Consider the following 23,770-nt stretch of genomic DNA (forward strand, 5'->3'; position numbering starts at 1 on the left):
TCTTCTTTTCGCTCACTCACAAATTTGATACCTTTTCCTCCACCATGCACCATCAAAAATCCTGGGTGATTCTCATCCTTGCTATTATCAACCTTGTTTTGGCCATAATGACCTTGCTCATTGGCAATTCCACACTTAATTTTTTCAATTCAAGCCCGCTACTTCTGATTGTGGACGGCACTTCCCATTATTTACCGCTGGGGCAGATCTCCTTGGCAACCCTCTTTGTTAGTTGGCTCTTAATAGCCCATCACATTGTTCAGGAATTATTCGGATTCATTGCCAGCATTCTTATGATGATAGCCAGCCTCATAAGCGGGCTAATGCCTTTTGTTCTATTTAAAGGAATAAGCTTATTGCCCTTTGTTGAAAACCAGCCTGTTTTCCTCACTCATCCCGAAACAAGCGCTTATTTCCTCAATGTCCCCTGGCTTATGTGGGGCACCCTTTTTATAGGAGGCTTGGGTACTGGCATTCTTATGTTTGGACTTGTTCGCAAACTCACACGCAATCACGCCTATTTGGTGCGTTACCTTTTGGGTTCAGTGACAGGAGGGCTTGCATTGGCATGCCTGCCTTTGCTTGTTCAAAACAGTTTCAGCCTTCATGATGGCACTTTTTTAACAACAAGCATTACACACACCGTTCAGTTATGGTTGTTGGCTCTTTTATTTTTACCTTTTGCCAATATCTTAAAATGGTTTTTGGGATTTATTTTGGGCGAAGATTATCTTGAAAGCATCAACAACAAATTCGTCCGCCACAATTTGTTCAAGCCGGAAAGCAAGGATTTTCTTGAATATCAATCAAGGGTATCAACCCCAGGGCAAGCCCTGGACCCAAGATTCTCTAAGGCGGAGGGTTTTGACCCGGCAAGGCCCGTCCCCGAAGCCAACGAGCGTAGGGGATAGAAAATGACACCCCAAAAAAAACAAACTTCTTTTGAATTCCCGCGAAAAACAATCCACGCACTTAGCTTGTTGGTTCCCTTTGCGGCAGCTAAATCACTTCCTTACACTCAAGGGGTTATTCTTTTTTTTATAGCCATTTATATTGTCTTTGAATGGCTTAAGCTTAAAAAAAACATCGTTTCTCTGCACCGATTCACAAGAATTTTTCAGAGAGAAAATGAAAGAACTTCTTTTGCCAGAGCCCCTTTATTTTTGATGGTGGGTGTTCTTGTGGCCATCACCTTTTTTCCTCCGGAAGCCTCTATTCTTGGTATTTATCAGGCAGGATTTTGTGACACCATGGCCGCTTTTTTTGGGAAAAAATGGGGCGGAACGCGATTTCCTTTTTTGGAAAGGAAAACAGTCACAGGATCCCTTGCTTTTTTGGCTGCGGCCCTGCCGGTTTCCCTTTATTATTTAAATCCCCCGCAGGCTGTTGTTCTTTCATTTGCCGGGGCATTTTTGGAATCGTTGCCGTTTAGAGATTGGGATAATCTCCTCTTGCCAATCATCATCAGTTTCTTGGCCACCTTGTTTTTGTATTGACTTTGCATTAATTATATTGAAGTTATCAGACTTATTAATTATATTAATATACTTTTTTATAATTAATTAACTTTATTATAATATGGACCCTGTCAAAAACCCATTTAGCCCAGGAGCCGGAACACCACCACCAGCATTAGTAGGCCGTCAATCAATTATCGATCAGGCGAAGGTTACCTTGGCACGCATCAAAAGTGGACGTTCAGAAAAAAGTTCTTTGCTCATTGGACTAAGGGGGGTTGGAAAAACAGTTCTTTTAAGGACAATTTATGATGAAGCTTTGCAACTTGGTTATCAGGCTTTTTTTATAGAGACACCTGAAAATAAAAAACTCTCCCAGCTATTAGTACCCCCTTTACGAGAAATTTTATTCAAACTTGATCGAATGGAACATTTAAATGAAACCGTCAAACGTGCCATGCGTGTGTTCCGCAGCTTTATCGGCACCATCAAATTCGGGAATGATGATTTCAACATGAGCATGGGCATCGATCCTGAAAAAGGAACAGCTGATAGTGGGGATCTGCAAGCGGATCTAACCACTTTATTCATCGCTATTGCAGAAGCAGCGAAAGCCAGGCACACGGCAGTGGCTCTCATCATCGATGAGTTACAATATATCCCAGAGGAGGAATTCGGGGCTCTTATTATGGCTATTCATGCTATTGGTCAGAAACAACTTCCTTTGGTGTTGATGGGAGCAGGACTGCCTCAGCTTGTTGGCTTGGCGGGAAAAGCAAAATCTTATGCAGAAAGATTATTCAATTATCCAAATATTGGAGCCTTGAACGAAAATGAAGCCGAGGAAGCCTTGAACGTACCTGTAAAAAAGGAAGGTGTGGAATTTCATCCTTTGGCCATCAAAAATATTTTAAAAACCACTCAGGGGTATCCTTATTTCCTTCAGGAATGGGGCTATGAAACATGGAATTTTGCAAAAGCATCGCCCATCACCCTTGAAGACATTCAAAATGCTACTCCGCAAATCATCAAGAAACTGGATGAGAATTTTTTTAGAGTCCGTTTCGACAGAGTCACGCCAAATGAAAAAAACTATCTTCGAGCCATGGCCGAATTGGGTGCTGGGCCTTATCGATCGGGGGATATTTCAAATTTGTTGGGAATTAAAGTTCAATCAGGAGCACCTGTTCGAAGTGCCCTCATTAAAAAAGGTATGATTTATAGCCAATCACATGGGGACATCAATTTTACGGTGCCTCTTTTCGCTGAATTTATGAAACGTATGATGCCAACAGGACTGCAACAAAGAACTCAATCTAACGCGAAAACGCCTGTGACTTGAATCTCCCGCTGATAGCGGTTAAAACTTATCCTTCAACGCCCGAATCTTTGCAAACTCTTCCACCGAACCACATCTTAAGAATGGATTGTATGATTTCTCCTCGCCGATCGTTGAAGGTACCGTCGATTCGCCGCGTTTTCTTTTTTCAACAACGTCCCGGTATTTTTCCTGGAGCGCCTTGTTGCCCGGCTCCAAGATGAGTGCAAACTCCAAATTCTTCTGTGTGTATTCGTGCATGCAATAAACTTTTGTCTCGTCGGGGAGATTTTTTAATTTATTCAAAGAAGATACCATTTGTTCCGCCGTCCCCTCAAACAATCGCCCACACCCGCCCACAAAAAGAGTATCGCCGCAAAACACAACTCCGTGACCATAGTAAGCAATGTGACCCAGGGTGTGTCCGGGAATGTCGATGATTTTGAATTTAAGCCCGCCCAACCGAACTTCATCCCCTTCCTTGAGAGGGTGGTTCAACCCATAAATGCGATCCCGATCATAGGCGCCGCCAAACACGGGGATTGGGCCCCTCTCCCTAACCCTCTCCCCCAAGGGGAGAGGGAATAATCCCCCCTCCCTTGTCCCGCGTAGCGGGATTCCGGTACGCGGAAAGGGGAGGGGGTTAGGGGGCGGGTGGTCCACCAACCCCTCATTCCCTCCCGTATGATCCCAATGATGGTGCGTGTTCCAGATGGCCCGTAGGGGCGCTGCTTGCTGCGCCCCCATTACCTGTAAGGGCGTAGTGAAATACGCCCGCAGTGCATCCTTAGTCACCTGCGCATCCGGCGAATCAATCGCGGCAACCTCACCCGTCTTTTCGCAGATAAGAAGATAGGTGTAATTGTCTTGCAAGGCAGGAATTTGGATAATTTTCATCATCGGTCAATCACCGTTCTTACTGGCACCCCAACGGAAACACATCTTGCCCAAAAATAACCTCCCTTATATGCTCCAGCCCCACTATGGCCGTCAAGCAAACAGGCATCAAGATTATTTGTGAAAATCGCAAGGCGCGTTTTAATTATGAAATCATGGAACGCTTTGAGGCAGGCCTTGTTCTTTTGGGGACCGAAGTCAAATCGCTTCGGGCCGGGCAGGCTAATTTGGGCGACGCTTATGCCACCCTGCGAGGAAGTGAAGTTTTTCTTTTGCAGTGCCACATTTCCCCTTATCAAACCCGGCACCATGCCGACCACGAACCCATGAGGCCTCGTAAACTTTTACTCCATGGTTCTGAAATCAAAAAACTGATTGGTAAAATACAAGAAAAGGGACTCACTCTTATTCCTCTAAAAATGTACTTCAAAGAAGGCCGCGCTAAGGTAGAATTAGGCTTGTGTAAAAGTAAAAAGACCATTGATAAAAGGGAAACGATCAAACGAAGGGAAAGCGACAGGCAAATAAGAAGGGAAATGAAAAAAAGGTAGGGGCGGGTTTAAAACCCGCCCCTACATGAATATGAAACTCACCGAAGCCCCCAACATTGACAAAAAAACGCATCTTGAACGCCTGTTAACAGAGGGGTTGGTGACTATTTTTGTCGATTCCCAACGAAGCGATGTTTTAGTGCCCAACCAACATAAATACAATCCCCAGCTTATTTTGAATCTGTCCTACAAATTTTACATTCCTGATTTCAAAATTGTGGAGGATCATGTGGAAGGCACCCTCAAATTTGGATCCATCCCCTTTTTTTGCCACATTCCCTTTGATGGTATTTATGGCATGGTCTCCCAAGGCTTGTCTGAAACCGTCGTTTTTCCTGAAAGCATTCCCGGAGAACTCTTAACCAAAGCCCACCTGCCTCCCGATTACGAAGAAGCCAAGGAAAACGTAAACGATCAAATCAAAAAAGAAACCAAGCCTGCTTTTTCAGTCATCGAAAATCAACCCCCCCCTCCCCCTGCCCCCTCCAAACCCAAAAAAGGCCATCTTAAAATTGTCAAATAAGTGACGACTTTTCTTATCTGTAGACACTTCTGCCAAAAGCTTCCTCTTTCTATGAATACCCGCTTTATTTTTTAAGAAATGAATATATCTAAATCACAAAAATACCCCACAATATTAATAATAAGTATATGAAATTAATATATTTTTATTAAAGTTCCTCTTCTTGGTACTCTCCTTGCGATAGCTAAGCTTGCCGAGAAAAGGGGAAGGAAAATGATAAAAAGGGGGTTTTTATGAAGGGAAAAATTTTAATCGCAACCAGCCTATTGGGATTTTTGGTTTCTTTCATCGCTCGTCCGGCGCATGCCGAACTTGTCGGTGGTTCCATTCAAACGCATACAAAAGAAATCAATCTTCATCATCAAAATGGGTCGGCAGCCCTTATGATGGGAAGTCATTCCGAACCCATCCTTGTAGGGTCTCCGATCAACAAAGCCAAGGGCAGCCTATATGTCGTTACTAGTGCGGGCGTTCCTAAAATATCGACTTTGGCTTATAAAGATAAAAGAGGTGTCATTATCGCCAAGCCCACATCGGCTTTTGACAAAGTCATTTATTTGGACGCTTCAGGAAAAATAAAAGCGGGCCTTGGGCTTAGCACTTCTGAAATAAAAGCGTTGGCTAGTTCGGTTAAAATGACTGAAGCGGCGGCCTATGCTTCCTTTCTTCAGGGGACAACAAAAGACATCCTTTTAAATGCCATTGATTTGGCTTCCAACAACTTGGTTAAAAAAGATCTGGCTGATGAAAACAGCGTTTTGGATGAAATGGTAGCCGACATCAACTTTGCTTCTGGGAAGACTGCGGCCAATCTTGTAGATGATCTTTTACTTACAGCCGAAACAAACGAGATCGTTCCCACAAACATGAATGATCTATTGCAAAAAACAACAGCAAGCTCCCAATGGCTTGATCCCGTTGTCACGGGAGTAGGTGTTGCTTGCAGTGGCGGTGGGGGTGATAACGGTGGTCCTGGAGACGGTTTTGTGGCCAGTGGAGGCGGTGGAGACAATGGTGGCCCGGGGGACGGATTTGTTGCCAGTGGTGGTGGCGGCGATAATGGCGGGCCAGGGGATGGGTTTGTGGCAAGCGGCGGCGGAGATAATGGTGGGCCCGGAGATGGGTTTTGTTCTGACTCTGGGTCAGGCGCCACTTCCAGTGGCGGTGGGGGTGATAATGGCGGTCCTGGAGACGGGTTTGTGGCAAGCGGTGGTGGAGGCGATAATGGCGGGCCAGGGGATGGTTATGTATTGGAAGGATGGAAAGGGGCCAAAACACCTTCCATGCCCATGGTTAAAGGCTTAAATGCTCGTACAGCCGAGAGCTATATTTTTCTCTTCTAAGTCCAATCTTATAATTGGACCTCATCTTAAATAAGCCGCAAAATGAAGAACTCGGGGGCAAGCCCCCGAGTTTCATCCTGAGCCACCCTTCGACTCATCCCGCAATGCGGGATTCGCTCAGGGTTATCCGTCATTTTATTTCGGCCCCAAGGGGCCGAGTTTTTGTCGAAGGATAAAAACCTTGCGGCTTTCATCTTTTTCCCTGGTTTTTACCTTAAAAAAATTCTAAAAAAACTAGCAACCCATTCCAGAAAAAAACGATAACTGGATAAATTTTTTCAGGAAGGAAAATTTATGGCTCTCCCAACAATAGATCCTATTGTTCATACCTATGCCATCCGAAATCAGATCAACATTGATGGCATCCCCGACGAAACCGATGCCAATGCCTTTCAAACCCATATTGGGCAATGGGGAACACTCTTTAATGCCGATGACCAGGCAAGCATTGGTCAGGCCTTGGAAGCCTATGACGAAGCCCGCAACGCTTATGACCGCGCCACAGCTCTTACTGCCTTGGGACGCACAGCCAAATTCATCAACCCATACAGGGCCAGCAACAATTTTGCCGAAAAATTTTATCTCCAAGCCATTGCCAATGCTCCTAGTAACCCCCGCCCCTATCTTCACTTGGCCTACCTCTATGCGGAAATAGGCAAGGATACGGGCGATAACGCAGAAAAAGAAAAAGCCGTAGCCATTTTGAACAAAATGAATCAGCAAAAAATAGATTTTCAAAGCATTTCAAAATCCTATGTTTCCATTTTAAGTGCCCATGTTTACTTCGCCTTGAACAAACCCCAGGAAACCATTGAGCAAACCGTGATGGCCCTTCAGGAAAATCCTTCATCGGAAGACGTTAATGAAGCGGTCAATCTTCTGGGCAGGGTTTATGCCGAAAACCCCCAATTCCTTAAAAACATGGCCATCAGCATATACCAGGCCACACAAACAGCGGAACCTGCCAAACAAGCATGGAAAACATTTCTCTACAACCTTCCGGATTCCATCATTGAAAAAGGGGACAATGCCGCTTCCATTGACGATTCCCAAAATTATTATCGTGCGGCCCGTGAACTGGCCAGGGTAGGCACTGAGCAACTCAAGGATATTCATTTTAAAATTCTCTATGCCAAAGCTACCAGGGAATTGGCGGGAGTCCTGTCAGGGAGTGAAGACATCGATGAAATGCCGGATTTATTGTATGAAGAAGCTAAAAAAACCATTGAAGAAGCGGTTAAAGGAACCTCTTTTGGTAAAGAAGGAAAAATCGGTATCCCGTTTCATCATGCGGCCATTGAATTAGCATGGACCCTTTATGAACATGCCGAACATCTTGTAGACAACCGCCAAGCATCCTTGCAAGCCCAAGCCACGGGGCTTTTTGGAAGGGCCGAAAGCCTGATTAGAAACGTCCTTAACGAAGATACTTTTAATGTCGAGGCCCGCAACGTGCTTTCATGGGTCATTTACAGCAAGGCCAAACAGGCCCATCGTTTCAAGACAATGGAGAATCCTTATTGGCCCGCCATTGCCGAAGCCAAGACAAACCACCAGAAAATTGCCGAACAATACAAGGACAGCATCACTGTTCCCGAAGCAGAATACGTGGGCTCCCTGCGTGTTCTGGGTTGGTCGGTAACCGAACATGGATACACCTTGGTAGAAGAAGCTCGTGATCTCATGCTCAAAGCCGACATGGAAAATGACGCCCCCACTAAAGACAAATTGATCAAAGACGCTGAAAAGAAATATGCCGAAACCAAAAAAGTTTTGGAAGAAAGTGGCATTGAAAAATCTCTTGATCAGGCTGAAAAATTTTATGACAAACTCGCTTCCCGGGATAAAAGGGATTATCTGTATATCGTTTCGCGATACTATTTTATTTTGGGTCGTACCCTTGATAAAGACGCTGCCGAGCGGGCCTTTGCCCTTTTAGATCCAAAGCTTGATGCCAAAAAAATAGAGGCTTTTAGGGACCAGGCAGACCAACTCAAACCAACCCCTGCATCAAGTCAAGCCTATGCCAAAGCCATCAGCACCCTGGAACGCATGAATACCCCTGCTCAAACTTTGGAAAACAAACCGGGCATGGTGGAATACGCCCTAGGATACCAGCATTTCAGGGCCGGCCTGTATGTAAAAGCCCTTCCCATTCTGATCAAGGCCTATGAAAAAATGGTTGGAGAATGGAATAAAAAAGAAAAGATTTACAAGTTTTTGGCCATGAGCCTTCGTAATGCCCAGTTTATGGACCGAGAAGGATTTCGCACACTTCAAAATGAAAACCCGGAAATAAAATCAGAAATCGACCGTCTCTTCAGACAAACAGGGAACCTGTCTGCAACAGGCAATAATAATACCGATGGCATTGTGTTATCCATTACCCCACCCAAAGAACCCCCTCCCAAAAAACCAGTTTATCCAGGATTAAGAGACGTCAATCTTTAAAATTTTCCAAAAAAAAAGGGGTGAGCCCCTATGATTGACAAACCCCAAGCCCGGGTTTAGTGTGAGTTTCGTGTTTTTTTGCTGTTTGAAAATTTGACCCGAAGAATTGTTGTTCAATCCATGCCCGCTTTCTTCTCTGCTGTAGAGATTCAGAAATTTATAGGCCCACTCGCATTTTGCATGCTGTTCAAAAAGCATCAGATGCGAGGCGCCCGCCGCAATCCCGAGGAGACGTATCTTGATGATACGTTGACGAGGGGTTGAGGCGGGCAACGAAGCAGATGATGCTTTTTCAACAGCATGGGGGGTGAAATGGTTTCGACGGGAAGTGATGAACGTTAAGTTGCAGGTCGAGCTGAAGGCCCTCGTTTCAGCCAAAAGCTGATCCGCCTCTGGCGGAAAACGACTTCAACAACTCAAAAGCCAACTCAGACACTGAGCTTGCTCTCGCGGCTTAATTGACCGCGCGTCCGTACCTCTGTCTCCCGAACGGGGGATACGGGCGAAAACTAATTGGGATCGCCCTAGCTTCCAGGCCCATGGGAAACTAGAGTTAAATCTGTTGGGATCGCCTGGCAAAGCCTTCGCTGGTAAGGCCACTGCCAGGCTAAAAACAATTTGCCAGATAAACCTGTAGATGCTTAGCGCTAACCTTTCCGGACCGGGGTTCAATTCCCCGCACCTCCACCAGCCTTCGCCCTACGGGCTACGGCTCGGCAAGCCTATTTGCAAAATTTGCGAAGGCTGTCGCGCCGTAGTCCATCAGGGATATCAAGTTTGTTTTTCATTTCTTGGGTAGAATGCCCACCGAACAATGCAGCATCGCCTTTGCTGCGAATGCGTCCAAAACCCTGATGGTCAATGCCCCGCTCGTAGATTATTCGTGAAAGTTCCTTTTCAGATAAGGTGAGTTTTTCACGTGCTTGAAGACGTTCCCATTCACCAAGTCTCTGTTCGATCAGTTCTTGTTTTCGTGTTTGAATAGCAAAATAGGTTTGAGCAAAAGCGATTTCAGGTTTACGAGGATCTCCATTTTGGGCGATCAGATAGCAGGCATATCGGGTGAGTTTGATATCATCGATGTTTCGCTGAGCACCCTTAGCTAAATCGATCATTTTCCCGGCGTCGGCAAAATGATCTTCAATATTATATTTTGAGGTCTGGCAGGCCGTTTTAGCCTTATCAATAACCTTTAAAAAATTGTCCCATTTTTCGTAACCAAGTAACCGCTGGAGATCACGGGCTAACCAATATTCTATGTCTTCGTCGTGTTGTGCACATATTTCGAATGCCCCGTGTAGTTTTATAATAAGTTCTTTTTTCATGGATTTTCTTTCTGATTTTATCTCATCCCCCTACTTCCCACTCACAATATTAAACGTGGCGGTGGCCATGGCCACGGGGGCTTTGACGCCTTGGCGGTAGAGGAAGGCTTCCACCACGCACAGACGTTTTCCGCGAAAAACCACGCGCGAATGGCTTTCGAGTTCGTCATCTTTATGAAGGGGTCTGAAATAATTCACCTTAATTTCAACGGTGGAGCAAAAATCATCGGCCTCCATGCTTGAAAATACGGCCGCTCCGCAGGCAAAATCGAAAAATCCGGAAATCACCCCGCCATGAATGCGCCCCGCCGGGGAAAGATGGTCTTCCCTTAACTTCAAACCCAGCTTGGCCTGCCTCTTTTTCCGGTCAACGCTGATGATCTTATATCCCAACCATTGGCCATATTTGTCGGGCAATTGATAGTTCTTCAGGTCAAAGACTTTGGCGGTTGATTTTTTGGAATTTTTTGAAGGCATAAAAGTTTTCATGCCCGATGAACTGAACCCTGGCAAGGAGAATGTTTGGAGAGTGGTCATCCTACCGAGATGACAAAGGCCCTATGATAGTTTGGTCGAAGGAGTTTTTAGGCATGTGCTAAATGTCCTTTGAATATCAGGGCTCGAGGTAATTTGCCGATACTTTTTGAAGCTTCAAAGATATCCACCGCCTTTTGGGCGTTGAGCCAGAATTCAGGGGAAGTGTTGAGGGCGGCAGCTAATTTTAAAGCAAGCGGGGCAGTGATGCTAGTACGGCCATTGACCAGGCGGTTGATGACCTTCACATCAGTGCCGATATGATCCGCAAATTCTTTTTGTGTGAGTCCCAGGGGAGATAAATACTCTTCCTGTAAGATCTCACCAGCAGTTGTGGGTTTTCGTTTTGCCATAAAGCCTCCAATTTAATGATAATCCATTATTCGGACTTGCGCTGCTCCTTGTGGTGTCCACTCAAAAACTATTCTCCATTGGTCATTCACTCGTATACTGTGCAGCCCTTTTAAATCGTCTTTCAAAGCCTCCAAATGATTCCCAGGAGGGGATTTCAAATCATCTAAGACGTGTGCATAGGCAAGCACATCGAGCTTTCTGGCCACTATCTTCTTAACTCCTTGCCACTCGGCTTTTTTAGGGACTTTTCCGGTTTCAAAAAATTCTTTGAGTTCCGGCTTTGTAAAAGAGCGTATGGCCATTATATTTTATATACCTTAAATAGGTATACCTTGTAAAGGTATTTTTATGTTTTTTAAAATCATCCCAAGATCGGAGCCTAGGCCGGGCATGTGATTAGAGTGGATACAAACTTGCCAACCAATGTGGGGGTTTCAGGTCTTTGGTTCGGCAACGGCTAAATTTTAAAAGAACAGGGCACATGTTTTTATGTAAAAATTATCGCTTCAACCCCTTGGCCGCTTCAACCAAACGGACGAATTCATGACGATATCCGCCACGATCTTCGCCCAGGTTTTCCTTAGCCCAGGTAATCACCTGATCAAAACCAATCTTTCCTTTGAAAGAAGAATCGCGAAGCAGCATTCCAAAAGAAGCCACGGTACTGGCAAATTTAAAATCGGTGGAAGCTTGCTCGAAGCTTTGATGTGAATCTTTAACCACCTTTTCCAAAAGTTTACTCGTGCTGCCGCTAGGCTCTTTGTAACGCAGTTTTACTGTGACCAGGTCGTCACTTGGTACTACTTGTTTTGATTCCGTTTTCTGATATTTCAGGCCATCCACTTTGCCAACGGGGACTTCAGCACCCACGGGAACAATTTCATAAAATGCGGTCACAGTGTGCCCGGCCCCAATGTCCCCGGCATCTTTTTTGTCGTCATTAAAATCCTCATGACGAAGCATGCGGTTTTCATAGCCCACAAGGCGATAAGCCTTTACTGTAGCAGGATTAAACTCCACCTGAATTTTGACATCTTTGGCAATCGTATAAAGGGTACCGCCCATTTCTTCGACCAAAACTTTTTTGGCTTCCAAAAGCGAATCAATATAGGCGTAGTTCCCATTTCCTTTATCCGCCAATTTTTCCAAAGTGGAATCCTTGATATTGCCCATGCCGTAACCGAGTACACTCAAAAAAACACCCGTCTTGGCTTTTTCTTCAATGAGACGAGTTAAATCTCCTTCGCCGGTTGTTCCCACATTAAAATCACCATCAGTGGCTAAAATAACCCGATTTAATCCACCCGAAATAAAGTTTTCCTTGGCAATTTTGTAGGCCAACTCAATCCCCTCGCCCCCGTTTGTAGATCCTCCCGCACTGAGTTCATTAAGGGCTGATTTGATTTTTTCTTTTTGATCGCCACTTGTTGAATTAAGCACAACACCACTGGCTCCAGCATAGACAACCATGGCCACATGGTCTTTGGCCGATAAATTTTCAACAAGTAACTCCACACTTTTTTTCAATAAGGGAAGTTTATTTGGATCTTCCATTGATCCCGAAACATCAATCAAAAATACCAGATTGGAAGGCATGCGTTTGTTCCATTCTATTTCTTTCCCTTTAAGGCCAATGCGCATCAAACGATAAGCCTCGTTCCATGGAGAACTAGCCACTTCAGTGGTTACTGAGAAAGGAGTCTCCGAATCAGGCGCCGGATAGGAATAGGGAAAATAATTGATGAATTCCTCCAGACGCACGGCATCTTTGGGAGGTAATTCCCCCAATCCAATAAAACGGCGCACATTGGCATACGAGGCCGTATCCACATCAATGGAAAAAGTTGAAAGCGGATCCCGACCTACCAAAAAATAAGGATTTTCATCAATTCGGTCGTAGCTTTCCGTATTCATGGGCCCTCCATACCGCCTGAATGTGCCATCCTTTTCCGGTTCAAACGAATAACTTGCCTTCTGAGAGGCCATGATTTCCTGAGCCGGAGGAGTGGTGTCAGAGGGAATGGGCAGATTCACCAGCGGAACTTGTTTCATTTCTTTTTCTTTTTTGGCTTCTATTAAAATAGATGGGGACTGGGTGCGAATGATAAACAAGGAAAGAAGAGCCAAAGTTCCAAGGGACAATCCAATTTTAAAAGACGGGAGAACCCAAAAATTTTTCTTTCGAACCAATTTTTCTTGAAGGCTTTTTCTTTCCTCTGGCAATAAACGTGGGAGAGGTTCTACCTTAAGTTCTTGGCTTAAAAGAAGACTCAATCGTTTGATGTCTTCCAATTCTTTTTTAAGCTCTGGATCTGCAGCCAACAATTTTTCAATCTGCGCTGATTCTTCCTGGTTTAATTCCCCCAGGGCGTAATTTGTTAATTGTTCTTTGTTTATTTTCATAAAAATCTCCTTGATAAATTAAAGGGCTAATTCCGACCGGATCGCACTCATGGCATGATGTAAAAGATATCCCACATTCGAAATAGACAAACCGGTGACTTCGCTGATTTCCTTGTAACTGAGGTCATTTTGAAATTTGAGAATGACAACCTCTTTCTGGTTTTTTGGGAGTTTTTCCAAAAATTGCATAACTTTTCTCCCCAGATGCGTTGTCTTATCTGCCACAGGATCATCTGGAACAATTTCGGGATCTGGTAAGAGCTCCATACGTTTTTCCTTTCTTAAAAAATCCAAAACCTTGTTGCGACACACTCTGTAAAGCCACGGGGGCAGGCGATCTGACACTTTGCGGGGATCTTCCTTCCAAAGCGAAACAAAGGTTTCCTGCACCATTTCCTTGGCTTTTTCTTTATTTCCCAAAAGGCGCCCGGCATAACGTAAGAGCGAGCCTTCATATTGGACCAAAATTTTGTGAAGCCATTCGGATTTTTCCGCATCATTTTTGGACGCCATAATTGCTCCTTGTATCGCGTAAAATAAGTTTTCGTTTGATTAACGTATAAGAACCCTGGTTTCTTAGATTTTTTTGTATCTGTAAGGGCAATTCATGAATTACCCTTACAACAAGGGCATAATTTCCGAAGAATATCAAAGGTATAGATACCCGTCTTATGGCCGTCGCTAAAAGAAATCCCTAGGGCATAGCGGCCGACATATTCCAGATTGGTGGGATAAACATAGGGGGAAACATTTTCCTTTTTCAAGACCTTCTCCCCGGTCACCTCATTAATGCATTCGGCACAACGGCAAGCCAGCCTTAAATCGTAAAAAGGATAACAGCTTTCGTGACCATCCTCCCAAGTAATAAGAAGACTATCTGAATTCTGAAAACAAATGTTTTTGGGGAACATGGAAGTGGGAATAACCTAAAGGACATCAATTCTTCAAGTAAAGATATTTAACGTAACAAATCTTGTCTTTTCTTGTCTTTTTAAAACAAACATGGCTAACCTCGCCAAAATGGGAAACGAAAAAAACGAAAAACCGTTGAAATATTTTTTCTGGCTCGACATGGAAATGACGGGGCTTGATGAGAAGGTGGATTCCATCCTTGAAGTGGCTGTGATTATCACCGATGTCGATTTTAATGTTTTGGAGCAATACGATCAGGTTGTTTTTCAGCCTCAAAATGTTTTGGAAGCCATGAACGACTGGTGTAAAAAACACCACGGGGAAAGCGGCCTTACTGCCAAGGTCAAAGACGGCAAACCCTTGGCCCAGGTTGAAACCGATCTTCTTCAACTAATCCAGAAATATTTTTCAAAAGATGAGAAAGTGGTTCTTTGTGGGAATTCCGTCGGCAATGATCAGCGTTTTGCCCTTAAATACATGCCTGAAGTCTCCAAGCGCCTGCATTACCGCATTGTCGATGTCAGTTCCTTCAAGGAAATTTTCAAAGCCAAATACGGGGCCAAGTTCAAAAAGAAAAACACCCATCGTGCGCTTGAGGATATTCTTGAGACCATCGAAGAACTGAAATCCTATCTCAGCATGGTATCCATGCCAAAAAATGATGAAGCCAAACAAAAATAACAATTTTGGAGCCACTTGTTCATCAAACCCGGCTTGTAAAATAGCTGTTGACGGAAGCCAATCCAAACCCGAATATTGCGTATATACGGACCGCAATCAGGCTGGCACAAATAAAATTTATTATTACTATGAAACAGGGTTTGTGGTGCTCAACCCAAGCCCTTAAGGAGAACTTATGAAACACGGATGGTTTTTAATGATCTTTTTTATGATGGTTTTATTTATCACCCCTGCGATGGCTCAAGGGGAACCTGAAGGAGATTGCCCCTGTGGTGCCGACGAACACGGCGAATGCCTCCCCTGTGATAACAACGAAAACTGATATTATTCGTAGCGGTGCCTGACAATATGGCCTTCCACCATGAAAATGATGTCTTCGGCAATATTGGTGGCGAGATCGGCAATACGTTCCAGATTGCGGGAAACCGAAAGGGCATTCATGGCTCGTTTGATAATTTGTGAATCTTTGATCATCAATTCCTCCAAAGAGGCATACATTGAGCGGTTCATCTGATCGACATCATCATCTTGCTGTAAAATTTTGCGGGCGGTTACCACATCCATATTCACCAAGGCATCCAAAGACTGGTGCACCATGCCTTGAACCTTTTCCACCATTTTGGTGAAATCAACGGGCAGTTTAATAGGGTCGTGCGTGGCCAAATACTTGGCGCGGCTGGCAATGCTAGCCGCCACATCGGCCATGCGTTCCAGGTCGTTATTCACTTTCATCACGGTAATAATAAAGCGCAAATCAGAAGCCACCGGCTGCTGAAGGGCCAGCATGCGTAAACATTCTTCTTCAATCTCATTTTCCTTGCGGTCAATGACATCATCTTCCCCCAATACTTCTTCAGCCTGATCGGCACGCCGGCGCACAAAGGAACTAATGGCCTTGTTAAGCATTTGTTCAACAACAGCACCCATGGCGAGAATTTCTTTTTTCAGGTGTTCCAGGTCTTTTTCTAAATGAATGGTCATGTTGAAGAAGTCAGTAGTCAGAATCCAGAAGTCAGAATAAAATCAAGAATGCTGACTACTGACTACTGACTACTTTATATTTTGTATATTTTGAATTAACATACTCTTTCCACAATCAACAACCCCGTTTTTCATCCATACCTGCCCGTAATATAGTCTTCTGTCTTTTTCTTTGAAGGATTTGTAAAAATGACATCCGCAGTATCAAACTCAATAACTTCCCCCAAATACATGAAGGCCGTAAAATCAGAAATACGGGCGGCTTGCTGCATGTTGTGGGTGACAATGAGGATGGTGACTCTTTCTTTTAAGCTTTCAACCAATTCTTCCACACGGGATGTGGCAATGGGGTCCAAAGCCGAGGTGGGTTCATCAAAAAGAAGAATTTCTGGATCGGTGGCCAAGGCCCTGGCAATGCACAACCTCTGTTGCTGCCCGCCGGAAAAATTATTGGCTGCCTGATGCAGGCGGTCTTTGACTTCATCCCAAAGGGCCGCCCCTTTCAGGGCATTTTCAACCTTGTCATCTATAAATGATTTGTTTGTTTCCCCCCTTATTTTAAGGCCATAGGCCACATTTTCATAAACTGATTTTGGAAAGGGATTGGGTTTTTGAAAAACCATCCCGATGCGCATGCGCACCTCAATGGGATCAACCCCTTTTCCAATAATATTAAAATCATCCGGGAAAAGAGTGATGGAACCTTCGTACCGGTTTCCCGGATAAAGGTCGTGCATCCGGTTAAAACAACGAAGATAGGTGGTCTTACCGCACCCGGAAGGCCCAATAAGGGCTGTTACCCTGTTTTTTGGAATGGAAAAATTGATGTTTTTTAAAGCCTGAACCTGGCCATAATAAAAATTAAGGTCTTTAACGGCGGCTTTTATTTCCAAACCTTCCAAAGGATCTGTCATAGAATCTCCCTACCCGCCTAGGCGGGCTACCATTTAATGCGTTTGCGAACGCGATAACGAATAACAATCGCCACGGCATTCATTAAAAGTGTCAAGCTCATCAAAACAATCCCTGCGGCAGCCGCATTGAAATGAAAAGCTTCCTGGGGTCTTGAAATCCAGTTAAACATTTGCACAGGCATCACTGTAAAACCCTCTTTAATCCATTCAAATGAAATAAAAGGAAAATCAGTCGAGATGGGTGATTGGGGTAAAAAGGCAATAAAGGTCAAAGCCCCAATCGTAATTAAAGGGGCTGTTTCTCCAATGGCCCGAGACAAAGCAATAATAATTCCGGTAAGAATACTGGGGGAAGCATAGGGAAGAACATGGTGCCGCGTTGTTTGCCACTTGGTCGCCCCCATGGCATAGGAAGCTTCGCGCATGGCTTGGGGAATGGCCCGAATGGCCTCGCGCGTGGCAATGATGATCATGGGCAAAATAAGAAGAGCCAAGGTTAAGCCCCCTGTAAGAATATTGCGCCCCAGATCAAGTTCATAAACAAACAATCCCAAAGCCATCAAGCCATAAACAATGGAAGGAACACCGGCCAAATTGGAAACATTGATTTCAATAATGTCGGTAAACCAGTTTTTTGGGGCATATTCTTCCAGATAAATTCCTGCGGCAATACCAAGCGGGATGGCTGCACAGGCCGTGACTGTCATGATGGCAATAGTCCCCACCCAGGCCGATAAAATACCGGCTTTTTCAGGAAAACGGGAAGGGTATGAAATAAAAAAATCCTTGGAAAACCGGGGAAGTCCGTCCAAAAACAAATCTCCCACAAGCACAGCCAACACCAACAGCGCCCCAAACATGGAAACAAGCCCCACAATGGAAAAAATAAAATCCCATCGTTTATGCTTGGCAATGATTTTTTTGATGTCGGACATATTTCCGCGTAGGGACCCCGCGGTGCGGGGTCCCTACATCAATATACCTCTCGATATTTTTTTCTAAGCCAATGCCCAATAATATTAAACACCAGGGTCATGCTTAAAAGTGAAAGCCCCGCTGCAAAAATGGTTCGATAACCAAGCCCCCCATGGGGTAAATCCCCCAGGCTTACCTGCACAATATAAGCCGTAATTGTTTCAGCAGGCTGGGTGGGATTAAACGTAAAATTGGGCTGCATCCCTGCAGCAATGGCCACCACCATGGTTTCACCCACGGCCCGTGAAATTCCCAAAATATACGCTGCAGCAATCCCTGAAATAGCCGACGGCATCACCACCTTTAAAGCTGTCTGCATTTTGGTCGCCCCCATGGCATAGGAACCTTCCCGCAAATACATGGGCACTGAATGGATGGCGTCTTCACTGACTGAACTTACATAGGGGATAATCATGATCCCAATAACAAGCCCGGCACTGAGCATATTAAAACCCGGAAGATCAGGAAAAATTTTCTGGAGTAGTGGCGTTACAAACAACAATGCAAAATATCCATACACCACCGTGGGCACGGCACTCAATAATTCCAAAAGGGGTTTTACTATTTCCCTTAAACGATGGGAGGCATATTCACTTAAAAAAATGGCCGCAATGGTTCCCAAAGGGATGGCCACACAAAGGGCCACAAAAGTTGTCGTCAGCGTACCGCTTAACAAGGGCAAAATGCCGTAATGGGGATTCTCAAAAAGTGGGGTCCATTGGGTATCGGTAATGAAATCAAAAAAAGAGACTTCACGAAAAAATTGCACCGATTCATAAACTAAAATCCCCACAATCCCCATGGTAATAAAAATGGAAGAAGAAGCGGCCAAGAGGAGAATGGCTTCAATCAATTTTTCCTTGGATTGACGAAAAAAACGCTTGGACATTTTTTGACTTCCCCTACACACAAAAAACAAAGGCCCCAAATGGGGCCCTTGTTTTTAACAAGTTGTTCCCAAAATCTCTATTATAATTTTGGAGATTTGGCCAAAACCTGCTCCACTTTCAAACCGCTTCCGGCATGAACATCAGCAAAGGAAGTTCCCAACACCTGCTTGTTCAATCTTTCAGCCACAAGCTGATAAGTCCCTGCGGGAAGGGGAACATATTTCACCTGGGCAACAAGACTTGCTGCCTGCGCCAGATAAAATTGCGCAAAAGCCTTCACTTGGGGCTTCTCAAGGGATTTCTTGTTGACATAGATGAATATGGGGCGGGAGAGAGGAGTATAAGTCCCGTTTTCAACAGTTTCCTTGGAAGGAGCCACAGGGCCTTTGCCGTTATCAATGGCCAGGGCTTTGAGCTTCCCCTGGTTTTCGGCATAATAAGCATAACCAAAATACCCAAGGCCGTTCACATCCGTGGCGACTCCTTGCACCACGACATTGTCATCTTCGCTGGCCGTATAATCCCCACGGCTAGATTTGGCTTTTCCCACGGTGGCTTCGGTAAAATATTCAAACGTCCCTGAATCCGATCCTGCCCCATAAAGTTTTAAGTTTTGATTAGGCCAGGAAGGATTTATCTGATTCCATTTGGTCACAACCCCTTGAGCTTCGGGCTGCCACATTTTTTTCAACTCTTCCACCTTGATGGAGGAAAGGGGATTTTTTGGATTCACAACAATGGTGAGGGCATCATAGGCGACTGGAAGCTCAACATATTGAATCCCGGCATCCTTGCAGATTTGCATTTCTTCGGCCTTAATGGGTCGGGAAGCATCTGAAATATCAATTTCTCCACGACAGAACTTCTTAAAACCTCCTCCAGTACCAGAAATACCCACAGTGACTTTTGCCCCACGATTGGCAATTTGAAATTCTTCAGCAACTGCTTCGGTTATGGGAAACACGGTGCTCGAGCCATCTACAGTCACCAACCCCGTTACACCGGCATATGATTTAAGCGCGATCAAAGTTACAAACAAACTTGCAAGAATCAATTTTGTTTTCATAAAAAACTCCTTAATAATTTTCAGCGGTAAAGGCACAGGGCTTAACGCCTTGTGCCCGCCACCTGAATGAAATTAGATATTAATTTGGAAACGGGTCATCACCGAGTTGGAATGTCCTGAATTCTTAAGATCGGCAAACCCGTAGTTCACCATGACGCGAACATTGGGGTTAAGATACCAATTCACGCCGGCGGTATAATCAGTCAGAATGCCGCCAAGAACGCTTTCGTCATTAAGATCAACACGGGAATAACGAGCCGCCAACTGCCAGGCACCCAAACCACCTTCTCCGTTAAGGAAATTGTTCTTGGGTTTCACGGATCCAAAAACACCGTTGCCTTTTTTGTAATCGCGATGCTCACCGGTTAAAATGTAGCTAGCCTCCGCGTAAAATCCGTTGAAATTGGGATTTTGAACACCGGTTCCATCCGCGTTTACAAATGCATTGATGTATTCCCCCTGAAAAGAGAAGGGTTTGTAGACAAGGGCAAATTCAGTACCGATTAAATGCGCATTAGCCGCGGCAATACTTCCTGTATTGACATAATTGCCCGTAATGCCGTTTTCGGCGCGGGCAAAGCTGGTGGCATGATCGGCATAGTTCTGAAAACTGTAGGATAATCCTAAATGAACCAGTTTTTCTCCATCATCTTCATACCAGGGAAGGCCTGTTATGCGGCCTGTCAGATCAATATTGCCCCCTTCTTCAAGGCGGCCACGATTATCTGTGTCTTTAAATACACCGGCCTGCCAGGACATTCTGCCATCTAAAGGATCGTTATGGATTTGGAAACCCAAATTGCCGCCGATGCAGAAGGTACATGCATTGGCTACTTCCATGAATGTATTGGCATTGCTGCTGATATATTCATTCAATCCGAAAGGTTCCTTCATGTAACCGACCCGGATTCCTCCAACAACGGGGATATCAGCCACACCAAGATACAGGTAGTCTCTAAATTCAACGCCACCGGCATTGGCAAAGTCAAATTCACCCTGGAATTCAAATCGTTCGTAAAACAAACCACCCAGCTCAATACGGGCTCGGCGAATTTCAGCGCCGGAATCCAGATTTAAGGGGCCTAAATCATCGATCAGTTCCTGGTCGGCATTGTTGTAAGCCACATCGGTATGCAAACGTCCCCCAATTTTGAACTTGAATTTTTTGTCCGCAGTCTGAAAATTCACGCCTTCCTTCCAAAAAACACGGAAGGTATTGGGATCTTCAGAAGAGGAGGAAGAGCTTCCATTGGCCATACCTACAAGCGGCATCACCAAACTTAAAGCCAGGGCCAAAACCCCGACCTTTTGATTAAATTTTTTCATGTTATCTCCTTATTAATGGTGTTTAGTAGGGGCCGTTCGCAAACCGCCTTACACGGATTCCCAAACGGCCGCCTACACTGGCGGCGATATCTATTCGGAGTGTGTGAAGATTATATAAAGAGGAGATAAATCTTGTAGGGAGTGACCGATCCCTGAGCGAAGTGGTCCCTGAGCGGAGTCGAAAGGTCGAAGGGCGGGCACCTCGGCTCCGCTCGGTGACCAACAAAATAGCCCCTACGAAACCAAAGGTAGGGTCACCCAAAAAGTACTTCCGGAACCCAGCGAGCTTTCAACCCCCACCGTACCCCCAAAGGCATAAGTCAAATGCTTCACAATGGCCAGCCCCAGCCCCGTGCTTCCCTGGTTTTGGGAACGGGATTTGTCGACACGGTAAAACCGTTCAAAGACACGGGCACAATCATCGGCAGCCAGCCCAATCCCTGTGTCCTTTACCTTTAAAGTAACCACCCCATCTTGGGTATGTAACTCGACACAAACAGATCCCCCTTCCGGCGTATACTTGATGGCGTTGCTCACCAAGTTATCAACAATCTGTCTTAAACCCTCGGCTTCGGCATGCACTTTCATCGGAGACTCTTGGATAAATAATTCCAGGTTTTGTTTTTTAAGCTGAGCCGATGGCAAAAGATTCTGATAGGCTGTTTGAACCACATCTCTTAAATCCAGAATTTTCAGGTCTGAAAAAGGTCGGTTTGATTCAATGCGTGAAAGGGTGAGAAGATCCGTCACCAAATCGGACAAGCGCAGGGCCTGATCTTTTATTTTTTCCAGAAAACTTTTTTGCTGAGCCGCTTCCATGACAGGGTCATCCAAAATGGTTTCGGCCAAACCGCGAATCACGGTGACTGGCGTTTTTAATTCATGGGAAACATTGGCCACAAAATCACGCCGCACTGTTTCAAGCTTGCGCAACTCGGTAATGTCATCCATCACCACAAGAACACCCCATTGTTGGTTTCCTCCTTGAATGGGTACGGCATTTAAACGAATGATCTGGTCCCCTTTTGCTGTAAACAAGGCCACCTCTTTTTTATGGGCCGTTTTGGTTTTAAAAACACGGGTCACCAGGTCATTTAAATCGGAAATGCGGCTTACTTCCCAAATTTTTCTTCCCATGGAAATAAGGGGATCCACGTTCATGATGTCCCCACAGGCCTTGTTCATATGAACGACATCTTCCTGGTCATCTACTGCCACAACGCCCTCTTCCATGGCGGCCAGGATGGCCGATAATTTTTGTTGGTCGGTACTTAGATCTTCAAGTTGACTTTTTTTCTTGGCACACAATTCATGGATACTTTCCATCAGAGAAGAAAAATCTTTCCCCAACATCTCTTCGGAAATCGGCATGTTTAAAATGGGTTGAACCGCACGAAGGACCGCGCGTTTTAAAAAACGATTGGGAAAAAGCCGCCAAAAAAAGCCGTTTTTACTCATCGCCAAACTTGTAACCCACTCCACGGATCGTTTCAATAAGATCCCTCTTTTTCCCCAGCTTCTTGCGAATGACCCGAATATGCACATCGATGTTCCTGTCAACCACAACGGCATCTTCGCCAATGACGCGATTAAGAAGTTGTTCACGGCTAAAAACGCGCCCTGGATGGGAAGCTAAAAAATGAATGAGACGAAATTCAGTGGCCGTAAGAACGATGGGGGTTCCGCCCACCTTTACTTCATGGCGGGGCAGGTCAATGACAAGGTCTTTAAGTTCAATACGATCTTTGGCATCTTCATCCTGCAAACTATTAATGCGTCTTAAAACGGCTTTTACACGAGCCAAAAGCTCTTTGGGGCTAAAGGGTTTTTTCACATAATCATCGGCCCCAACACCCAGGCCCAAAACCACATCGCTTTCCTCTCCCTTGGCCGTCATCATGATCACGGGAATCGACCGCGTTACCGCATCCGACTTCAACTTTCGGCACACTTCAATTCCATCCATGCCGGGAAGCATCACATCTAAAAGGACAATATCGGGCGATTCATTTTTAACCAGCTTCAGCCCGGAAAACCCATCTTTAGCAATAACAGGTTTGTAACCTTCTTTTTGCAGATTATACCGGACAAGCTCCGCAATATCAGGTTCATCTTCAATAATGACCACTTTGATCGGTTCCATTTTTTTCCCCCAACTTTTTGGGAACCTATACGACCACAATCGTAAAGAGAATGTAAAGAAGGGATTAAAATTGGCTGGCAATGAACAAAAGATGAGCGACGAAAAACTAAGCCTCTTTTGCTTCTCGATCCTCACGGCTATGCCAAAGATGGGCAATGCTTACGCGTTTTTTTTCGGCACGATAACGAATGACATAATTTCCCTTCCCAAAAGGAACCAAAAGCTCACGAATTCCTGTAAGGTGATCTAATTCATACCCTATCAAGGGGTGCTCTTTAAGAATTTCAAAAGCTTGCCTAAGGCGCTTGGCTGCTTTTTTTAAAGAAGAAGGGTTTCTCTCTGAAATGAAAATATAAAGTCTCTGAAGATCCTCGATGGCAACGGGGGAAAAAACAAGTTTCATGGTCAGATTTCACCCTCATTCGTCCATGAATCCAAAGTGGCAAATACTTTATTAGCTGGAATTCCATGGCCTTCATCGATTTGCTCAAGGCCTTTTAAGGTGCGTTTATCATGAGACTCTTCAATCGCTTTGCCTTTTAAATATTCTTTTAAAGCTTGTTTGGCACATTCGCTCTTACTTACACCCATCTTACGCGTATATCGTGTAAGTTGTTTATCTAAATCATCATCTAATCTTACACCTAACATAAAGCCTCCTTTGTTTAACAAACGTTAAACTAACATACCCTGATAAAGAATCAATGTATTTTTAAAAAGAATCAA

Annotated in this window: 26 protein-coding genes, 1 other RNA gene and 1 pseudogene; 10 read left to right on the forward strand and 18 right to left on the reverse strand. The window is 44.8% G+C overall.

The window, feature by feature from the left end; all coding sequences use genetic code 11:
• The 3 genes and pseudogenes from A2048_06340 (at position 1) to A2048_06350 (ending at position 2,799) form a co-directional block, all read left to right on the forward strand.
• Positions 1 to 911 (forward strand): annotated as a pseudogene (locus tag A2048_06340) (hypothetical protein).
• A 3-nt stretch (positions 912 to 914) separates the two neighbouring features.
• Positions 915 to 1,496, forward strand: coding sequence for a hypothetical protein (locus A2048_06345; protein ID OGP09487.1), 582 nt, complete (start codon positions 915 to 917; stop codon positions 1,494 to 1,496).
• 82 nt (positions 1,497 to 1,578) lie between these two features.
• Positions 1,579 to 2,799: an AAA family ATPase gene (locus A2048_06350; protein OGP09488.1), complete on the forward strand. Its 1,221-nt coding sequence runs from the start codon at positions 1,579 to 1,581 to the stop codon at positions 2,797 to 2,799.
• An 18-nt stretch (positions 2,800 to 2,817) separates the two neighbouring features.
• Here A2048_06350 and A2048_06355 read toward each other — a convergent pair whose 3' ends face one another.
• A complete protein-coding gene (locus A2048_06355; GenBank protein OGP09489.1) occupies positions 2,818 to 3,672 on the reverse strand; it encodes a hydroxyacylglutathione hydrolase in 855 nt (284 codons plus the stop codon).
• Positions 3,673 to 3,758: 86 nt separating this feature from the next.
• On the opposite strand from A2048_06355, the gene A2048_06360 reads away from it, so the two are divergent.
• From A2048_06360 to ssrA, 5 genes are all read left to right on the forward strand, one after another.
• On the forward strand, positions 3,759 to 4,223 hold the full coding sequence (locus A2048_06360) for an SsrA-binding protein (GenBank protein ID OGP09490.1): 465 nt from the start codon (positions 3,759 to 3,761) through the stop codon (positions 4,221 to 4,223).
• Between the two features lie 25 nt (positions 4,224 to 4,248).
• Positions 4,249 to 4,746 (forward strand): hypothetical protein, encoded by a 498-nt coding sequence (locus tag A2048_06365; GenBank protein OGP09491.1) that lies wholly within the window; start codon positions 4,249 to 4,251, stop codon positions 4,744 to 4,746.
• A 233-nt stretch (positions 4,747 to 4,979) separates the two neighbouring features.
• Entirely contained in the window at positions 4,980 to 6,089 is a 1,110-nt protein-coding gene (locus tag A2048_06370; protein ID OGP09492.1) for a hypothetical protein, read from the forward strand.
• 294 nt (positions 6,090 to 6,383) lie between these two features.
• Positions 6,384 to 8,540 (forward strand): hypothetical protein, encoded by a 2,157-nt coding sequence (locus A2048_06375; protein ID OGP09493.1) that lies wholly within the window; start codon positions 6,384 to 6,386, stop codon positions 8,538 to 8,540.
• Positions 8,541 to 8,843: 303 nt separating this feature from the next.
• Positions 8,844 to 9,230, forward strand: a transfer-messenger RNA (tmRNA) gene (ssrA, locus tag A2048_06380).
• Between the two features lie 32 nt (positions 9,231 to 9,262).
• On the opposite strand, the gene A2048_06385 is transcribed toward ssrA, so the two are convergent.
• The 7 genes from A2048_06385 to A2048_06415 form a co-directional block, all read right to left on the reverse strand.
• The gene (locus tag A2048_06385) at positions 9,263 to 9,865 is read right to left on the reverse strand and encodes a hypothetical protein (protein ID OGP09494.1); all 603 of its coding nucleotides are present in this window, start codon (positions 9,863 to 9,865) and stop codon (positions 9,263 to 9,265) included.
• Between the two features lie 30 nt (positions 9,866 to 9,895).
• Positions 9,896 to 10,354: a hypothetical protein gene (locus tag A2048_06390; protein OGP09495.1), complete on the reverse strand. Its 459-nt coding sequence runs from the start codon at positions 10,352 to 10,354 to the stop codon at positions 9,896 to 9,898.
• A gap of 95 nt (positions 10,355 to 10,449) precedes the next feature.
• Positions 10,450 to 10,752 carry an addiction module antidote protein, HigA family gene (locus tag A2048_06395; protein ID OGP09496.1) on the reverse strand — a complete coding sequence of 101 codons (303 nt, stop codon included), beginning with the start codon at positions 10,750 to 10,752 and terminating at the stop codon, positions 10,450 to 10,452.
• 12 nt (positions 10,753 to 10,764) lie between these two features.
• Positions 10,765 to 11,055: a hypothetical protein gene (locus A2048_06400; GenBank protein OGP09497.1), complete on the reverse strand. Its 291-nt coding sequence runs from the start codon at positions 11,053 to 11,055 to the stop codon at positions 10,765 to 10,767.
• A 196-nt stretch (positions 11,056 to 11,251) separates the two neighbouring features.
• Positions 11,252 to 13,156 (reverse strand): hypothetical protein, encoded by a 1,905-nt coding sequence (locus tag A2048_06405; protein ID OGP09498.1) that lies wholly within the window; start codon positions 13,154 to 13,156, stop codon positions 11,252 to 11,254.
• Between the two features lie 18 nt (positions 13,157 to 13,174).
• On the reverse strand, positions 13,175 to 13,669 hold the full coding sequence (locus tag A2048_06410) for a hypothetical protein (GenBank protein ID OGP09499.1): 495 nt from the start codon (positions 13,667 to 13,669) through the stop codon (positions 13,175 to 13,177).
• A gap of 92 nt (positions 13,670 to 13,761) precedes the next feature.
• Positions 13,762 to 14,067: a hypothetical protein gene (locus A2048_06415; GenBank protein ID OGP09500.1), complete on the reverse strand. Its 306-nt coding sequence runs from the start codon at positions 14,065 to 14,067 to the stop codon at positions 13,762 to 13,764.
• 109 nt (positions 14,068 to 14,176) lie between these two features.
• On the opposite strand from A2048_06415, the gene A2048_06420 reads away from it, so the two are divergent.
• Positions 14,177 to 14,749 (forward strand): hypothetical protein, encoded by a 573-nt coding sequence (locus A2048_06420; protein ID OGP09514.1) that lies wholly within the window; start codon positions 14,177 to 14,179, stop codon positions 14,747 to 14,749.
• On the forward strand, positions 14,730 to 14,915 hold the full coding sequence (locus A2048_06425) for a hypothetical protein (protein ID OGP09501.1): 186 nt from the start codon (positions 14,730 to 14,732) through the stop codon (positions 14,913 to 14,915). Before A2048_06420 ends, A2048_06425 begins: the two co-directional genes overlap by 20 nt.
• 158 nt (positions 14,916 to 15,073) lie before the next feature.
• Here A2048_06425 and A2048_06430 read toward each other — a convergent pair whose 3' ends face one another.
• The 10 genes from A2048_06430 to A2048_06475 form a co-directional block, all read right to left on the reverse strand.
• On the reverse strand, positions 15,074 to 15,730 hold the full coding sequence (locus tag A2048_06430) for a phosphate transport system regulatory protein PhoU (GenBank protein OGP09502.1): 657 nt from the start codon (positions 15,728 to 15,730) through the stop codon (positions 15,074 to 15,076).
• A gap of 131 nt (positions 15,731 to 15,861) precedes the next feature.
• Complete coding sequence (locus A2048_06435) at positions 15,862 to 16,644, reverse strand: phosphate ABC transporter ATP-binding protein (GenBank protein ID OGP09503.1); 783 nt, start codon at positions 16,642 to 16,644, stop codon at positions 15,862 to 15,864.
• Between the two features lie 26 nt (positions 16,645 to 16,670).
• Positions 16,671 to 17,579, reverse strand: a complete 909-nt coding sequence (locus tag A2048_06440; GenBank protein OGP09504.1) for a phosphate ABC transporter, permease protein PstA — start codon at positions 17,577 to 17,579, stop codon at positions 16,671 to 16,673.
• Positions 17,580 to 17,617: 38 nt separating this feature from the next.
• Positions 17,618 to 18,508: a phosphate ABC transporter permease subunit PstC gene (locus tag A2048_06445; protein ID OGP09505.1), complete on the reverse strand. Its 891-nt coding sequence runs from the start codon at positions 18,506 to 18,508 to the stop codon at positions 17,618 to 17,620.
• A gap of 80 nt (positions 18,509 to 18,588) precedes the next feature.
• Positions 18,589 to 19,575: a protein sphX gene (locus A2048_06450; protein ID OGP09506.1), complete on the reverse strand. Its 987-nt coding sequence runs from the start codon at positions 19,573 to 19,575 to the stop codon at positions 18,589 to 18,591.
• 72 nt (positions 19,576 to 19,647) lie between these two features.
• The gene (locus tag A2048_06455; GenBank protein ID OGP09507.1) at positions 19,648 to 20,901 is read right to left on the reverse strand and encodes a hypothetical protein; all 1,254 of its coding nucleotides are present in this window, start codon (positions 20,899 to 20,901) and stop codon (positions 19,648 to 19,650) included.
• Between the two features lie 234 nt (positions 20,902 to 21,135).
• Positions 21,136 to 22,359, reverse strand: a complete 1,224-nt coding sequence (locus A2048_06460) for a hypothetical protein (protein OGP09508.1) — start codon at positions 22,357 to 22,359, stop codon at positions 21,136 to 21,138.
• A complete protein-coding gene (locus tag A2048_06465) occupies positions 22,352 to 23,035 on the reverse strand; it encodes a DNA-binding response regulator (protein ID OGP09515.1) in 684 nt (227 codons plus the stop codon). Before A2048_06465 ends, A2048_06460 begins: the two co-directional genes overlap by 8 nt.
• Before the next feature lie 115 nt (positions 23,036 to 23,150).
• Positions 23,151 to 23,447: a hypothetical protein gene (locus A2048_06470; GenBank protein ID OGP09509.1), complete on the reverse strand. Its 297-nt coding sequence runs from the start codon at positions 23,445 to 23,447 to the stop codon at positions 23,151 to 23,153.
• 2 nt (positions 23,448 to 23,449) lie between these two features.
• Complete coding sequence (locus A2048_06475; protein ID OGP09510.1) at positions 23,450 to 23,695, reverse strand: hypothetical protein; 246 nt, start codon at positions 23,693 to 23,695, stop codon at positions 23,450 to 23,452.
• Between the last annotated feature and the right edge of the window lie 75 nt (positions 23,696 to 23,770).

The sequence above is a fragment of the Deltaproteobacteria bacterium GWA2_45_12 genome (genome assembly GCA_001797365.1).
In the GTDB taxonomy this organism is placed as follows: domain Bacteria; phylum UBA10199; class UBA10199; order UBA10199; family UBA10199; genus UBA10199.

Bases quoted from the DNA above. Each gene is read 5' to 3' on its own strand.
- A2048_06345 (OGP09487.1), top strand. From the start codon at position 915: ATGACACCCCAAAAAAAACAAACTTCTTTTGAATTCCCGCGAAAAACA.
- A2048_06350 (OGP09488.1), top strand. From the start codon at position 1,579: ATGGACCCTGTCAAAAACCCATTTAGCCCAGGAGCCGGAACACCACCA.
- A2048_06355 (OGP09489.1), bottom strand. From the start codon at position 3,672: ATGAAAATTATCCAAATTCCTGCCTTGCAAGACAATTACACCTATCTT.
- A2048_06360 (OGP09490.1), top strand. From the start codon at position 3,759: ATGGCCGTCAAGCAAACAGGCATCAAGATTATTTGTGAAAATCGCAAG.
- A2048_06365 (OGP09491.1), top strand. From the start codon at position 4,249: ATGAATATGAAACTCACCGAAGCCCCCAACATTGACAAAAAAACGCAT.
- A2048_06370 (OGP09492.1), top strand. From the start codon at position 4,980: ATGAAGGGAAAAATTTTAATCGCAACCAGCCTATTGGGATTTTTGGTT.
- A2048_06375 (OGP09493.1), top strand. From the start codon at position 6,384: ATGGCTCTCCCAACAATAGATCCTATTGTTCATACCTATGCCATCCGA.
- A2048_06385 (OGP09494.1), bottom strand. From the start codon at position 9,865: ATGAAAAAAGAACTTATTATAAAACTACACGGGGCATTCGAAATATGT.
- A2048_06390 (OGP09495.1), bottom strand. From the start codon at position 10,354: ATGAAAACTTTTATGCCTTCAAAAAATTCCAAAAAATCAACCGCCAAA.
- A2048_06395 (OGP09496.1), bottom strand. From the start codon at position 10,752: ATGGCAAAACGAAAACCCACAACTGCTGGTGAGATCTTACAGGAAGAG.
- A2048_06400 (OGP09497.1), bottom strand. From the start codon at position 11,055: ATGGCCATACGCTCTTTTACAAAGCCGGAACTCAAAGAATTTTTTGAA.
- A2048_06405 (OGP09498.1), bottom strand. From the start codon at position 13,156: ATGAAAATAAACAAAGAACAATTAACAAATTACGCCCTGGGGGAATTA.
- A2048_06410 (OGP09499.1), bottom strand. From the start codon at position 13,669: ATGGCGTCCAAAAATGATGCGGAAAAATCCGAATGGCTTCACAAAATT.
- A2048_06415 (OGP09500.1), bottom strand. From the start codon at position 14,067: ATGTTCCCCAAAAACATTTGTTTTCAGAATTCAGATAGTCTTCTTATT.
- A2048_06420 (OGP09514.1), top strand. From the start codon at position 14,177: ATGGGAAACGAAAAAAACGAAAAACCGTTGAAATATTTTTTCTGGCTC.
- A2048_06425 (OGP09501.1), top strand. From the start codon at position 14,730: ATGAAGCCAAACAAAAATAACAATTTTGGAGCCACTTGTTCATCAAAC.
- A2048_06430 (OGP09502.1), bottom strand. From the start codon at position 15,730: ATGACCATTCATTTAGAAAAAGACCTGGAACACCTGAAAAAAGAAATT.
- A2048_06435 (OGP09503.1), bottom strand. From the start codon at position 16,644: ATGACAGATCCTTTGGAAGGTTTGGAAATAAAAGCCGCCGTTAAAGAC.
- A2048_06440 (OGP09504.1), bottom strand. From the start codon at position 17,579: ATGTCCGACATCAAAAAAATCATTGCCAAGCATAAACGATGGGATTTT.
- A2048_06445 (OGP09505.1), bottom strand. From the start codon at position 18,508: ATGTCCAAGCGTTTTTTTCGTCAATCCAAGGAAAAATTGATTGAAGCC.
- A2048_06450 (OGP09506.1), bottom strand. From the start codon at position 19,575: ATGAAAACAAAATTGATTCTTGCAAGTTTGTTTGTAACTTTGATCGCG.
- A2048_06455 (OGP09507.1), bottom strand. From the start codon at position 20,901: ATGAAAAAATTTAATCAAAAGGTCGGGGTTTTGGCCCTGGCTTTAAGT.
- A2048_06460 (OGP09508.1), bottom strand. From the start codon at position 22,359: ATGAGTAAAAACGGCTTTTTTTGGCGGCTTTTTCCCAATCGTTTTTTA.
- A2048_06470 (OGP09509.1), bottom strand. From the start codon at position 23,447: ATGAAACTTGTTTTTTCCCCCGTTGCCATCGAGGATCTTCAGAGACTT.
- A2048_06475 (OGP09510.1), bottom strand. From the start codon at position 23,695: ATGTTAGGTGTAAGATTAGATGATGATTTAGATAAACAACTTACACGA.